This is a genomic window from Fodinicola acaciae (assembly GCF_010993745.1).
Taxonomy (GTDB): Bacteria; Actinomycetota; Actinomycetes; order Mycobacteriales; family HKI-0501; genus Fodinicola; species Fodinicola acaciae.
On sequence record NZ_WOTN01000001.1, the window covers coordinates 2,397,526 to 2,410,406 of the forward strand.

Sequence of the window (12,881 nt, forward strand, 5' to 3'; positions counted from 1 at the left end):
GCAAGCCCAGCCTCGCCGGGAAACGAGGCTGGGCCTATGCATCACATGCCTAGATGGTCCCCGCGTCGATCGCCTGCGCGATCCACGGGATGACCTCGTCGAGCATGCTGTCCAACGACGTGGTGGCCTCGAAGTCGAGGATCCGTTTTGCCTTTTCGGTGGCCGGAATCCGGCGTTGTACGTCGTGTTCGAACGGCTTGTCGTGGACCAGCCGCAGCGGCACATCTGGCCCTTTGGCCTTCCACCAGATCGTCTCGGCGAGCTCGCGTACGGTGGTCGACTGCGCGGTCGACAGGTTGAAATCCTCGTTGTGGGCGGCCGGATGCGACATCGCGGTGACGATGCCGCGAGCCAGATCGCCACCGTATGTGTAATGCCGGATCTGTTGGCCATCACCGAGAACATGCAACGGGTCCTGGCCTTTGAGGACCTTCTGCACCAGGTCCGGCACGACGTGGCTCATCGCCAGTGTCACGTTGCCGGACAAGATCTGCTGATCGCCGAGAGCGCGACTTTCGCCGATGCCCACGCAGTTGAACGGCCGGACGATCGTGTATGGCAGGCCGTACTGATCCCAGGCCGCGCGCGCGAAATACTCGACCGCGAGTTTTTGGAAGCCGTACGAGGAAAGCGGCGGCGGCACCTCGCGCTCCTGGCCTTCGTACGACGGCCAGTCGGTGGTGCTCTCGAAGACCATCGAGGACGACAGGTAGGTCACCTTCGACAGTTTTCCGTTGCGGTGCGCGGCGATCGCGGCGTCGCAGGAGGCGGCGATGATCCGCTCGTTGGTCGCCAGCAGGTCGTACGCGTATGTGTGGAAATACGAGATGCCGCCGATCATCGCGGCACCGGCGATGAAGTGGTCGCAGTCGGCCAGCAGCTCGGTCATCAGGCCGGTGTCGGTCGCGTCGCCCTCCACCAGGCGATAACGCGGATGGTCGTCGTATGACTTGACCACCTTGCCGTACTTGGAAAAGTTGTCGACGCCGACCACCTCGTAGCCACGTCGCAGCAGCTCCTCGACGACGTAACCGCCGATGAAACCGGCCGAACCACTGACCAGGACCTTCTGCATCATTGACCTTTCGTCGCACGAGCGCGGATCTGGGCCACCGTCAGCCGCGGCCCGAAGGCGAACCGCCACCAGCGGAAGTATTTCGGCATCCACCGCGCGATCCGGAAGTTGGACACCCCGGCCTGGCGGTCGAGCCAGATGGTCGGCAGCTCGGCGACCGGCCGGCGCAGCCGTTTGGCCTTGGCGATCAGCTCGATGCCGATCTCGAAACCGTCGCGGCTGTGGATCCCCACCGACCGGACGAAGTCGGTGGCGTATGCCTTGTACGAGTTCGTCGCATCACGCGTGCCCAGATGTGCCAGCATCCACAGCGAAAGTCCGGCGAGCTTGGAGATCAGCGCCTTCAGCCGCGGACCGCCGACCTGCTGACCGCCGGGCATGTAGCGAGACGCCGCGGCCACCGCGACACCGCGTTCGACCAGCCGCGTCAGGTCGTCGATCTGGCGCGGATCGTCGCAACCGTCCGCCATCGTGACGACGGTGACCGGGGCGACCGCGGCGTCGATGCCGAAGCGAATGGCGTTCGCCGGTCCCCGGCCGTACGTGTTGACCACGCACCGCAGACCCGGATGGTTTCGGCGGTATTCCTCGATCACATCGACGGTCGTGTCGTCCGGCAGGTCGACGACGACCAGCACCTCGCATGGCAGCGTGACGGCCTCGAAGAGCCGGTCGAGCACCGGAACGATGTCCTTGCCTTCGTTGTACGCCGGGATGACGACGGACACGCGCGGTCGCGGCACGAGGGTCACACCCGCACCCCGGCACCGAGAATGTTCCACACGTCGACCACCGGCTTGTCGGTCGTCAGGCCGCGGTAGGTTTCGTGCGGTGCGGCCACGAAAAGCAGGTCGGACGCGTCGACCACCTCGTCCAGCGGCCGCAGCTGCGGGTCGACCGTGACGTACGGGTCGGTGCACAGCACGCGCGCCGCCTTGAACTTGAGGATTCGCTTGAGTTTGTACGACAAACTTGACCGGATGTCGTCGGACTCGCCTTTGAAGGCCATGCCGAGGATGCCGACGGTCAGGCCGGACAGGTCGAAGCGCCGCTCGACCCGGTCGACGAGATAGAGCGGCAGGCCTTCGTTGATCGCCATCGCGGTGTGGCCGAGCGCGAAATTGTTGTTGTTGTAGGCCGCGAGCTGCATCGTGTCCTTGAAAAGGCACGGCCCCGCCGCGAAACCCGGGCCAGGCATGTCGGCCGCGCGCGGATAGTCGGCGGTCAGGCCGGCGCGGATCCGCTCGAAGTCCAGGCCGCGGTCGTTGGCCATCATGTAGAGCTGGTTGGCGGTCGCAAACTTGACATATCGCCACACGTTGGTGAAGAGCTTGGCCAGCTCCGCTTCCTCCGGTGCCATCTCCACGACTTTGCCGGTCAGCAACGAGAAAAGCTTTCCGGCGCGGCGGAGGCCTTCGGGCGTACGGCTGGAGACGATCTGCGGCAGGTCGAAAAGCTCGGTCATCGCGCGGCCTTCGGCGATCCGCTCCGGGCAGAAGGCCACGTCCAGCTCGACGCCGAGGCCGGCGACCATTTTCTCGACACTGGCGGTGACACCGGGATAGACGGTGCTGCGCAGGACGATCAGCTGGCCGTCGCGGAAGTGGTCGCCGCAGGCGGCCAGCGCCTCGCTGATCGCGGCCTGGTCGGGGTTGAGGTGCCGGTCGACCGGCGTACCGATCACCACCACCACGTTTTCCGCGGTCGAGATCACTGAGGGGTCGACGGATGCCTTCAACCGTCCCGATTCCAGCGCTCTGGTCAGCACTTCGGGCGCGCCGGCCTCGTCGAACGGCATCCGGCCGGCGTTGACCGCGCGTACCGAATCGGCGTTGACGTCATAGATCCCGACGCGTGCGCCGCGGTCGGCGAGCGCGATCGCCAGTGGCAGTCCGACGTGACCGCAGCCGCCGATCACGACCACGTCACGTGCGAATCCGGTCTGGTTTTCCAAGGAAGTCGTCATTGTCGCTCTCTCACTGGCAGTGGTGCAGGACGAGTGCGTCCGGAGAGAAGGACGCGCCGTACGTGGACGGGTCGATCCGCGCGCAGTGCTGGCCGATCCAGCCGGCGATGACCGGGTCGGCGAACCGCGGCGGCACTTTTCCCGGATAGAGCAGGAAATACCGCACGCGACCCTGCTGGACATACTGCCGCAGCTGCGCGACGGTGAGCGCGTGGTCGCTGCCGAGGAAGCCGCCCATCGCCATGAAAGGCTTGCCGGTGCGCAAAATCATCGGTGCCGCATACTGTGAGCTCGGTACGCCGGCGAGCCAGGTCGCCTCACCCCGCCGGTTGTCCAGATATGCCAGCATCTTCCGATAGCCGGCGGCGTCACCGGTCGAGCTGTCGAGGTCCTGGAACGGTCCGTTCGGGTCGCCACCGAAACCACCTTTGCCGCCTGGCCCGCCTTTCCAGGTGTCAGCAGGACCGGCCAGCGGATTGGTGAAGATGATGCGCTGGAACGGTGTCACGACAGCGAAAGCGGTAGGGCCAGCGAGTACGGCGACCAGCGAGATCGCCACCGCCGGGCCGGTCCAGCGGCCGGCAGGCAGGATGGCGATCGCGACGATGGTCGCGATCAGGACCAGCCATCCCAACCAGGGCACGAAAGTTGGCGTACGCGACAGAAGCACGAAGGCCAGCAGGCCGCTGGCGCAGACGGCGAGCGGCAGGCTCCAGCGCCGGGATTCCTTTGGCAGTACGAAGATCGTCGCCGCCAGCGCGGCGAGTGCCGGCGCCATCGGCGCGGTGTAATAGGGATGCGGGCCGCCGCTGGTGAAGCTCAGCACGGCGAGGTGTGTCAGCAGCCAGGTCCCCCACAGGATGAGGACAGCGCGAGGAAAGTCCGTACGCGCACGGCGCCCACGCAGCACGAGTCCGACGACCAACGCCACGATCGCCAGTGGAATCAGCCAGGAGATCTGCGCGCCGAGGAAGTCGTTGACCATCCGGCCGACGCCGGGGTCGCCCATCCACTCGTCACCGGAGCCGGACTTCCCGAGCCGGCCGATGCCGTTGGCGCCGATCACGCTGTCCAGGAACGTGTTGTTGGAGCTGCCACCGATGTAGGGCCTGGAGCCGGCCGGCGTCGCGTCGACGATCACCAGCCACCACAGGCTGCTGACCGCCAGCGCCGCGCCGGCGGCGACCAGGTGCCCGAGCCGCCGGAGCGTCGGTCCCGGCGCCGCGACGACGTACGTGAGAACCAGCGCCGGCACCACCAGATAGGCCTGCAACATCTTCGTGTTGAAGGCAAAACCGACCAGGACAGCGGCCACCACCAGCAGTCGTACGCTGCCTGAGCGGGTCGCCTCCAGACCTGCCCAGCCGGCCAGCACGAGCAGCAGCACGAGCAGCGGGTCAGGTGTGTTGTCGCGACTGATGGCGACCGTGATAGGTGTCAGCGTCAACACCAGAGCGGCGACGAGACCGGCGCGCACGCCGGCCGTACGGCGTACGGCCACATAGAGAACGGCGACTGCCGCGACCGCCTCGATTGCCTGCGGCAGCAACAATGTCCAGGTGTTGAAGCCGAAAACCCGCGCGGTCAGGCCAACGATCCAGAGCGCCAGCGGCGGTTTGTCGACGGTGATGAAGGATGCCGGATCCAGCGACGCGAAGAAGAACGCGTGCCAGCTCTTGGTGCCGGACAGGACGGCGGCCGAGTAGTACTGGTAGGCGTTGCCGCTCGCGCCCAGACCCCAGGTGTAGAGAGCGGCGGCGAGGACCAGAATCGCGAGCAGTGCGGGACGAGCCCATCGCGCGCTGCCGCTGCGAACGATGTTCTCAACGTGTTCCTCGGTGGCGGCCGGCGGAGACAGATGCGTGGTCATCGGACGTGCTCCCGTAAGGGGTCTTGGTTGCGGCGCGGATGAAAAACCCAGCCACGCAACAACGCGAAGCGCAGGATGGTGGACAGTGCCGTGCAGGCCGCCAGGGTGACCAGCTCGGCGATCCGGCCGGCATGCGCAGCGGCGAGCTGCAGCAGCCCCAACCCGCCGCTGCTGACGACCGGCCCGAGCAGGAAGGTCACGCCGCCTTCGACGTGGTGGCGCAGTGCTCGGCGTGAGCCGCGAAAACCGAACGCGAGCCGCCGGTTGGCCGCCGTGTTGGCCACCATCACCAGCAACACGGCCGGCACGTTGGCGACCAGTGGCGGCAGGAACGTACGCAGCAGCGCGTAAAAAGCCAGATGCGCGGCGGTGCTCAGCGCGCCGATGACGACGAACGCCGGCAGCTGGCGCGCCATGCCGGCCGGCAGCCGATCCAGCAGACGCGGATTTTCCTGGCGGTCGCGGACAACCGGTGTTCCGGTCATGGCGTCAGCTCACTTTTTGCGGCCGATAACCAGCGTGTCGACGTCGGTCAGCTGGGTCGTGTCGGTCTCGGTGAAGCCGGCCTCGACCATCATCGCGCGGCAGTCGGCCGCGGTGTACTCGCTGCCGCCGGGACTGATCAGCATCATGTGCAGGCTGGTGATCAGGCTGTGGTCGTTGGTACGGCGCTCGTCGTCGATCATGGGGTCGTAGACCAGCAGCACACCGCCGGACGGCAGCGCGTCGTACGCCTTGCGGACGAGTTCCTTGCGCAGGCCCGGATTCCAGTCGTGCAGGACGTGACCGAAGATCAATACGTCCGCCGAGGGCACCGGCTCGGTGAAGAAGTCGCCGGGATGGAAGGCGATCCGGCCGGCCATGCCGAGCTTTTCCATGTGTTCGTCGAAAACCTCGCGCACCGCCGGCAGGTCGAAGACGGTGGCGTTCAGGTGCGGATGCGCCTTCACCAGCTCGGCCGACAGGTTGCCGCGCGCGCCGCCGAGGTCGGCGAACGACCGGTGCGCGCGCCAGTCGTACTTGTCGGCCAGGGCCGGACCGACCAGCTGGTTGATGCCGTCCATCGCGGCCATGAACCGGCGGATACGCTTCGGGTCGGCCTGCATGTCGTCGTGCATCTTCTGTTCGTTTTCCACGTCTTCGGTGACCGAGCCGATCTGCAGGAGCTCGGCGAGCCGGGCCCATTTGCCGTACTGCAGGTTGTGCATGATGAGAAAGCCACCGACGTATCCAGGCTTGCGCGCGTCCAGGTACGCATCGGAAACCGCTGTGTTGCGATAGAAACCCTGTTCTCGGTCGAGCAGGTCCATCGCCACCAGCGCGTCGAGGAAATCGCGAGTGGCGCGCGGATGCAGGTCGAGCGCGGCGCGCAGCTCGGTCTCGGTGGCCGGCGCCGCCGCGAGGTGCGTGAAAATCCCGAGCTCGACCGCGGTCAGCAGGACCTTGGAGCGGCAGTGGTCCAGGCCGAGCCGGATCAGCTCGGTCTTTCCGGGGATTGTGGTTGTCATCGAACACCTCTCGGTCGCACCGACGCTTCCGCGACATCGTCGGATCGGCCGCTCGCAGGCGACTGGTCCGGCGCTTGAGGACCGGCTCTCCAGCCCGTCTTGAGGGTGTCTCCACCGATTTCCGCAACGCTGTCCGGAGTCCCGTCCGGTGCCTGAGAGGATGTCCCGTTGCGTCCAGCCACTATTGAGGCACGCGACCTCGCGAAGGGTTATCCCGGCGGAGTACGCGCGCTCGACGGAATCAGTTTCCACGTGCCGGCCGGCAGTGTGTTCAGCGTGCTCGGCCCCAACGGCGCGGGAAAGTCCACCGCGATGAAAATCCTGACGACACTGGCCAGGCCGGACAGCGGCTCGGCGGCGATCGGCGGCATCGACGTCGCGCGCGACCCGCAGGCCGTACGGCGGATCATCGGCTGCGTCACCCAACAGTCCGGAGTGGACGGCGCGGCGACCGGCCGGGAAAACCTGACGCTGCAGGGAAGACTGCACGGCCTGTCCGGTCGTACGCTCGCGGCTCGCGTCGACGAGCTGATCGAACGGGTCGACCTGACGGCAGCGGCGCGGCGGCTGGCCGAGACCTACTCCGGTGGTACGAAACGAAAACTCGACATCGCGATGAGCCTGATCCACCGGCCGCGGGTGCTTTTCCTGGACGAGCCGACGACCGGCCTGGACCCGGAGATCCGCGCGGAGATCTGGCAGCAGATCGCCGCGCTGTCCGAGCGCGACCAGCTGACCGTCCTGCTCACGACGCACTATCTGGAGGAGGCCGACCGGCTCGCCGACCGGGTGGTGATCCTCGACCACGGCAAGGTCGTCGCCGAAGGCAGCCCGAGCCAGCTGAAGGACGAACTGCGCGGCGACGCCGTGCGGGTGGACCTGATCGAGCCGCGTGCCGTGCCGGCCGCACACCGCGCGCTGTCCGGCCTCGCGCTGATCCGCGAGGTCGTCGTCGAAGGTTGCGCCGTACGCGCACGTGTCGACGACGCCGCCGCGGCCGTGCCGCTGGTTCTGGCCGCGTTGAACGCCGACGGCGTACGCGCCGCGTCGGTGACGATCGCGCGGCCGTCACTGCACGACGTCTATCTCCACCACGCGAGCCGCTCGGAGGCCAGCCGATGACCGCCACGCTCACCCAGTCGTGGTTCATGACCACCCGCCTGCTGCGCGGCACCGTACGGCAGCCGCTGTTCCTTGCCATCGGACTGGTGCAGCCGGTGGTCTGGCTGCTGATCTTCGGCCAGCTGTTCGGCCGGGTGACCGAGCTCGGCGGCTTCGGCACGCGGTCGTACCTGGACTACCTCACTCCCGGCGTGCTGGTGATGATGGCGCTGACCCGTGGCGCGTGGAGCGGCGGCGACCTGCTGGTCGAGCTGGACCACGGCGTGCTCGACCGGTTCCTGATCTCGCCGGTGTCGCGCGCCGCGCTGATCGGCGGCCACCTCTGTCACCAGGCGATCGCGGTGATGGCGCAGTCGCTGGTCGTCCTGCTGCTCGCCGCGCTGGCCGGCGCCCGGCTGCCCGGTGGCCTGCCCGGCATGCTGGCGATGCTGGCCGCCGCGACCCTGGTGGTGCTCGCGGTCGGCTCGCTGTCGATGGCGTTCTCGCTGGTCATCCGCAAGCCGCAGACGCTGACCGCGACCATCCAGTTTGTCCTGCTGCCGCTGGTCTTCCTCAGCTCGGCGTTCATCGAACAGCGGCTGGCGGCGCCGTGGATCGCGTTCGTCGCCCGGTTCAACCCGATCGACTGGGCCGTCCAGGCTGGCCGCAGCGCGCTGTCGGCGGCTCCCGACTGGGGTCTGGTGTTCACCCGGCTCGGCTGGCTCTTCCTACTCGCCGCGGTATGCGCCGCCGTCACGGTCCGGTCGTTTCGCGCCTATCAGCGGTCGCTATGACCGTCGTCGTCATCGGCGCCGGTGGCCTGATCGGCGGCGCGCTCCAGTCGGTGTTGCGGCGCTCCGGCGTCGCGGTCACCGGCTTCACCCGGCAGTCGCCGGCGATCGTCGACGGCCGGCCACATCCGGCCCTGATCTCGGCGCGTACGGTCTACTACCTGGCGTCCACCATCTCACCGTCCAATGTGGACGGAGCGGCCGCCGACCACACCGATTTCGTGCGGCTGCTCGACGGACTCACCGCCGCCGGACGGCGACCGACGGTCGTGCTCGGCAGCTCCGGCGGCACCGCGTACGACCCGACCGCTTCCCCGCCATACGCAGAGGACTCGCCGGTCGCGCCGGCCGATCCGTACGGCCGCGCGAAGGTCCGGATGGAGGACGAGCTGCTGGCGCGCGCCGGCCAGCTGCGACCGGTGGTGCTGCGGCTGGCCAACGTGTACGGGCCGCGGCCGGACGGCACCGGCGGCTTTGGCGTTGTGGCGCACTGGTTGCGGGCGATCGCCGAGGGCCGGCCGGTGCGGCTCTTCGGTGACCCGCGGACCGTCCGCGACCACGTCTTCGTCGGCGACGTGGTCGACGCGATGCTTGCCGTACGGCGGGCCGCCCCGCTGCCGTCGGTGCTCAACCTCGGGTCGGGCCGGCCGGTGTCGCTCGCGGACCTGTTCGAGGTCGTACGCGCGGTGACCGGCACCCGGCCGGAGGTGGAGCGGCTGCCGTCGCGCGGCCGGGACCGGCCGGCGGTGTGGCTGGACGTGCGACTGGCCCGGTCGGCGCTGGACTGGTGGGCCCGTACGCCGCTGGAGGCCGGCATCGCGCAGACCTGGCGGGCCCTGTTGGACACGTACTCGGCAGTCAATCGGTGAGGACCAGATGGCCAACTTCCTGATCAGCACCATGCCGGAGACCGGACACGTCTATCCGGCGCTTCCGATCGCCGCGGCGCTCGTCCAGCGCGGGCACGACGTGCGCTGGCACACCGGTGCGGACTTCGCCGAGCGGATCCGGCGGACCGGCGCGGCGTACCTGCCGATGCGGCACGCGCCGCGGTTCCAGGACCTCAGCAGGCGGCCGAAGCAGGGCCGCGGCTGGCCGGCCGTGGCCGGTGCGCTGACCCGGCTGTTCGTCGAGCCGGCGCGCGGGCAGCTGATGGACTACCAGGACATCCTGTCCGACTTCGCCGCGGACGTCGTGCTGAACGAGTCGACCGCGGGGCTCGGTCCGCGGCTGCTGTACGAGCTCGGCGGACCGCCGTGGGCCCGGCTCGGCGTGACGCCGCTGCCCAGCCTGCCGACCTCGGTGATCCCGCCGCTGGTGTCGCCGTCGGTCTTCGCCGACCCGCCGCGTGTGCTGCCGTACTCGGAGGATCCGGCGACGCAGGAGCGTTATCGGCGGTTGAACTGGGAGGCCGCCAACGTCCACATGGCGCCGCTGACCGAGGCGTTGAACGAGCTTCGGGACAGCGTCGGGCTGGGGCCGCAGCCAGCCGGCGAGACCGGCTTCGCCGCGACGATCTCGCCGTTTCTGCAGGTGCAGACCGGCACGCCGGCCTTCGACTATCCGCGGCCGGAGCTGCCGCCGCAGGTGCACCACGTCGGTCCGCTGCTGCCGCCGGACCCCGGCGTCTTCGAGCTGCCGCCGTGGTGGGAGGACGTGGTCGCGGCGGACCGGCCGGTCATCCACGTCACGCAGGGCACGGTCGCGGTGGACCCGTCGAGCCTGCTGCGGCCGACCATCGAGGCGCTGGCCGACGAGGACCTGCTGGTCGTCGCGACCGGCGGCGAGGCCTGCGAGACCGGTCCGCTGCCGGCGAACGTACGGATCGCGCGGTCTATCCCGTATCCGCTGCTGCTGCCGCATGTCGACGTGATGGTGACCAACGGCGGCATCGGCGGGATCCTGGCCGCGCTCGCGCACGGCATCCCGCTGGTCGGCGGTGGACGTACGGAGGACAAGCCGGCGATCTGCGCGCGGATCGCTCACACCGGCGTCGGGATCGACCTCAAGACCGGCACGCCGTCGGTGGCGCAGATCGGTGACGCCGTACGCCGTGTGATCGGCGATCCGGCATATCAGCGCGCCGCCTCGCGCGTACGGGCCGACTTCGCGCGGCACGATGCGCCGGCCGAGGCGGCCGACCTACTGGAACGGCTGGCCGCGAGCCAGGCGCCGGTCGTCTAGCGAATGCTGATCCAGCCACGGTGGATCCGCCAGGTCTCGCCGGTGGCGGTGGCTCCGCGGACACCCTCGGCCACGTCGAGCAGCTGGTGGCTGGCGAGCGCGGCGAAACCGTACGTCCGATCCGGATCCCAGCCGGGCTCGGCGCGCAGCCGGCGCGCCAGCTGGCCGAATCCGGTGGGGCCGCTGGCGACGACCCACGCGTCCGGCGCGTCGCGTACGAACCGCCGTGCCTGGCGCAGCCACGACGCGGCGGTCTCCGGCCAGTCGACGACCGCGGCGATCGTGCCGCCGGCGTCGGTCCAGGCCGCGACGAACGCCTCGGCCGTCGCCGTGGAGCGTTCGTCGCGGCCGTGGCCGACGGTCACCAAGCGCGCCCGCTGCGCCGCGAGCAGCCGCATTATTAACTCTGTCGGAGAGACCATGGTCCGATGGTCGCCGCGCCGGCGGTCGCACGCTGGCGGCCATCGGACACCGAGGTCGTCAGAGATCCAGGCGGTATTTCCGCTCGACGTGCGTCTGCCGATAGCCGAGTGCCTCGACGATCGCCAGCATCGGCGTGTTCTGTTCGGCCACGTCCGTGAGCATGCCGGCGAGGCGCGGATGCCGATCGCGTACGCGCAGGATCGACGCCGCCTTCATCCACCGGCCGAGGCCGTGGCCGCGGTGCTCCGGCAATACGCCGGTGCCGTAGTTCTGCGCGTCGCCTTCGCCGCTGCCCGGCACCACGACCTCGGTGAACCCAGCTATGGATCCGTCGACCATCGCGGCCACCGTGTGCAGGACGTCACCGCGCTCGGCGACCGCCTTGGCCGCGGCGCGTACGCGCTCCACGTCCCAGCTGACATGGCCGAAGTCCATGTCGCCGGTCGGCATGTCGTCCATCGCGCGGCGCGCGTGTGCGAAGGACTCCTCGAGCTCGGCCGGCACGGCGCCGGTCCAGGCACGCAGCCCGTAGCCGTCATGCGGACGCTCGACGAGCGCCCGGATCTCCGGGAGATCCACGGAGTCGAGCGCCAGACGTGCGTACAACAGCGTCAGCGCCGGCCGGAACCCGCGAGCGGCCAGGAAGCTGGCGCCGGGAGTCTGGTCGCGTGCCTCCGCGATGACCGTACGGCGGCCGAGCTCGCGGCCCCTGCTGAGCGCGCGGTCGAGCAGCGCCGAGCCGATGCCGGTCCGCCGGTTGGCGGGGTGGACGCGTACGTCCAGCTCAGCCAGGTGCTCGCGGCTGGGGTCGGTGAAGACGCGCAGGACCGACGCCGCACATGGAGAGTCGTCGGAGTCGGCCGCGAGCCAGGCCAGCCGATAGCCGGATGGCGCCTGGTCAGCCTCGGTCCATGAGGTGATGCGTGGGCCAGTCAATGGGACAGTCAAGTTGTCTCCTGAAGAAAGCCGAAATGGACACTCTGGTTTCCGGCTCTCGCACAGTCGTGGTCATCCGCGCACACCTCCTCAGCTCGACCTGGAGAACGTAGCGGTCGGCGGTGATCACGGCAAGGCGTTTACGGACTCACCGACCAGCGCCAGCAGCGCGGCCGCGGCCGGTGTCGGCCGGCGATCGGCGGCGGTGACCGCGAGCAGCTCACGTGGGATCGACGGGTCGGTCCGGATGGCGGTGACCCGGTCGGCCGCGGACCGTACGGCGTGCTGCGGGATGAGCGAGATCCCCATGCCGGTCGCGACCAGGTCGACCAGGTCGGTCATCACGTCGGTCTCGCAGCAGACGCGGCGACGCAGGCCGATGTCGCGGCAGATGGCGTCGATCCGCGCGCGCAACGCCGAATCGGCGCGATATTCCACGAACTCTCGGTCGGCGAGATCGGTCAGCCGCACCTGCCGCAGTGCCGCCAGCGGATCATTCGACGGCACCGCGAGCACCAACACCTCCGAGCCGAGCGGATGCTCGTCGACCTGGTCACCGCGATCGCCGAGCGGGCGGTCGACGAAGGCGACGTCCACCGAGCCAGCCACGGTCTCATCGACGAGCGTCGCGACGCCGGCGTGGTGCAGCCGGAGCGTGACGCCGGGATGCCGCCGATGAAAGCGTACGAGCACGCGGCCGAGGTCGATCCGGCCGAGTGTCTGGATGGCGCCGATGGTGAGCTGGCCGCGGAGCAGGCCGTGCACACCGGCGACCGCGTCCTTCCCCTCCTCGGCGGCGGCGAGCGCACGTCGCGCCGCCGGCAGCAACGCGCGGCCGGCCTCGCTGAGGTCGACGCGGCGTGTGCTGCGATAGAACAGCGCGCCACCGAGCTCACGCTCCAACGCGCGGATGGACGCGGACAGGCTCGACTGGGTCAGGTGCAGCTGGCGAGCGGCGCGGCTGAAGTGGCGGAGCTCGGCGACGGCCACGAAATGGCTGAGCTGGCGCATCTCCATTCAGTGATCG

At 69.1% G+C, this 12,881-nt stretch carries 13 protein-coding genes; 4 read left to right on the plus strand and 9 right to left on the minus strand.

Going from position 1 to position 12,881, the window contains the following annotated elements; all coding sequences use genetic code 11:
• Positions 1-49 precede the first annotated feature (49 nt).
• Genes GNX95_RS11105 through GNX95_RS11130 form a run of 6 tightly spaced genes read right to left on the minus strand, consistent with a single transcriptional unit; the run spans position 50 to position 6,419 of the window.
• Entirely contained in the window at positions 50-1,078 is a 1,029-nt protein-coding gene (locus GNX95_RS11105) for an NAD-dependent epimerase/dehydratase family protein (protein ID WP_246281571.1), read from the minus strand.
• Positions 1,075-1,827 carry a glycosyltransferase family 2 protein gene (locus GNX95_RS11110; RefSeq protein ID WP_163507004.1) on the minus strand — a complete coding sequence of 251 codons (753 nt, stop codon included), beginning with the start codon at positions 1,825-1,827 and terminating at the stop codon, positions 1,075-1,077. The genes GNX95_RS11105 and GNX95_RS11110 overlap by 4 nt, the downstream gene beginning before the upstream one ends.
• On the minus strand, positions 1,824-3,041 hold the full coding sequence (locus GNX95_RS11115) for a nucleotide sugar dehydrogenase (RefSeq protein WP_163507005.1): 1,218 nt from the start codon (positions 3,039-3,041) through the stop codon (positions 1,824-1,826). Before GNX95_RS11115 ends, GNX95_RS11110 begins: the two co-directional genes overlap by 4 nt.
• A gap of 10 nt (positions 3,042-3,051) precedes the next feature.
• Positions 3,052-4,911: a glycosyltransferase family 39 protein gene (locus GNX95_RS11120; protein WP_163507006.1), complete on the minus strand. Its 1,860-nt coding sequence runs from the start codon at positions 4,909-4,911 to the stop codon at positions 3,052-3,054.
• Positions 4,908-5,396, minus strand: coding sequence for a GtrA family protein (locus GNX95_RS11125; protein ID WP_163507007.1), 489 nt, complete (start codon positions 5,394-5,396; stop codon positions 4,908-4,910). The genes GNX95_RS11120 and GNX95_RS11125 overlap by 4 nt, the downstream gene beginning before the upstream one ends.
• A 9-nt stretch (positions 5,397-5,405) precedes the next feature.
• Positions 5,406-6,419 (minus strand): methyltransferase, encoded by a 1,014-nt coding sequence (locus tag GNX95_RS11130; protein ID WP_163507008.1) that lies wholly within the window; start codon positions 6,417-6,419, stop codon positions 5,406-5,408.
• A gap of 168 nt (positions 6,420-6,587) precedes the next feature.
• On the opposite strand from GNX95_RS11130, the gene GNX95_RS11135 reads away from it, so the two are divergent.
• Genes GNX95_RS11135 through GNX95_RS11150 form a run of 4 tightly spaced genes read left to right on the plus strand, consistent with a single transcriptional unit; the run spans position 6,588 to position 10,495 of the window.
• The gene (locus GNX95_RS11135) at positions 6,588-7,541 is read left to right on the plus strand and encodes an ABC transporter ATP-binding protein (RefSeq protein ID WP_163507009.1); all 954 of its coding nucleotides are present in this window, start codon (positions 6,588-6,590) and stop codon (positions 7,539-7,541) included.
• On the plus strand, positions 7,538-8,314 hold the full coding sequence (locus tag GNX95_RS11140) for an ABC transporter permease (RefSeq protein ID WP_163507010.1): 777 nt from the start codon (positions 7,538-7,540) through the stop codon (positions 8,312-8,314). The genes GNX95_RS11135 and GNX95_RS11140 overlap by 4 nt, the downstream gene beginning before the upstream one ends.
• Complete coding sequence (locus GNX95_RS11145) at positions 8,311-9,180, plus strand: NAD-dependent epimerase/dehydratase family protein (protein ID WP_163507011.1); 870 nt, start codon at positions 8,311-8,313, stop codon at positions 9,178-9,180. The genes GNX95_RS11140 and GNX95_RS11145 overlap by 4 nt, the downstream gene beginning before the upstream one ends.
• A gap of 7 nt (positions 9,181-9,187) precedes the next feature.
• Positions 9,188-10,495: a glycosyltransferase gene (locus GNX95_RS11150; protein WP_163507012.1), complete on the plus strand. Its 1,308-nt coding sequence runs from the start codon at positions 9,188-9,190 to the stop codon at positions 10,493-10,495.
• On the opposite strand, the gene GNX95_RS11155 is transcribed toward GNX95_RS11150, so the two are convergent.
• The 3 genes from GNX95_RS11155 to GNX95_RS11165 form a co-directional block, all read right to left on the minus strand.
• The gene (locus tag GNX95_RS11155) at positions 10,492-10,893 is read right to left on the minus strand and encodes a type 1 periplasmic-binding domain-containing protein (RefSeq protein WP_222853509.1); all 402 of its coding nucleotides are present in this window, start codon (positions 10,891-10,893) and stop codon (positions 10,492-10,494) included. The two genes, GNX95_RS11150 and GNX95_RS11155, sit on opposite strands and share 4 nt — an antisense overlap.
• A gap of 82 nt (positions 10,894-10,975) precedes the next feature.
• A complete protein-coding gene (locus GNX95_RS11160) occupies positions 10,976-11,854 on the minus strand; it encodes a GNAT family N-acetyltransferase (protein WP_222853510.1) in 879 nt (292 codons plus the stop codon).
• A 126-nt stretch (positions 11,855-11,980) separates the two neighbouring features.
• Positions 11,981-12,871 (minus strand): LysR family transcriptional regulator, encoded by an 891-nt coding sequence (locus GNX95_RS11165; RefSeq protein ID WP_163507014.1) that lies wholly within the window; start codon positions 12,869-12,871, stop codon positions 11,981-11,983.
• Positions 12,872-12,881: the final 10 nt, after the last annotated feature.

Excerpts from the sequence above, each read along its gene's own strand:
- GNX95_RS11105 (WP_246281571.1), bottom strand. The coding sequence starts at position 1,078 with ATGATGCAGAAGGTCCTGGTCAGTGGTTCGGCCGGTTTCATCGGCGGT.
- GNX95_RS11115 (WP_163507005.1), bottom strand. The coding sequence starts at position 3,041 with ATGACGACTTCCTTGGAAAACCAGACCGGATTCGCACGTGACGTGGTC.
- GNX95_RS11140 (WP_163507010.1), top strand. The coding sequence starts at position 7,538 with ATGACCGCCACGCTCACCCAGTCGTGGTTCATGACCACCCGCCTGCTG.
- GNX95_RS11150 (WP_163507012.1), top strand. The coding sequence starts at position 9,188 with ATGGCCAACTTCCTGATCAGCACCATGCCGGAGACCGGACACGTCTAT.
- GNX95_RS11130 (WP_163507008.1), bottom strand. The coding sequence starts at position 6,419 with ATGACAACCACAATCCCCGGAAAGACCGAGCTGATCCGGCTCGGCCTG.
- GNX95_RS11145 (WP_163507011.1), top strand. The coding sequence starts at position 8,311 with ATGACCGTCGTCGTCATCGGCGCCGGTGGCCTGATCGGCGGCGCGCTC.
- GNX95_RS11165 (WP_163507014.1), bottom strand. The coding sequence starts at position 12,871 with ATGGAGATGCGCCAGCTCAGCCATTTCGTGGCCGTCGCCGAGCTCCGC.
- GNX95_RS11125 (WP_163507007.1), bottom strand. The coding sequence starts at position 5,396 with ATGACCGGAACACCGGTTGTCCGCGACCGCCAGGAAAATCCGCGTCTG.
- GNX95_RS11120 (WP_163507006.1), bottom strand. The coding sequence starts at position 4,911 with ATGACCACGCATCTGTCTCCGCCGGCCGCCACCGAGGAACACGTTGAG.
- GNX95_RS11155 (WP_222853509.1), bottom strand. The coding sequence starts at position 10,893 with ATGCGGCTGCTCGCGGCGCAGCGGGCGCGCTTGGTGACCGTCGGCCAC.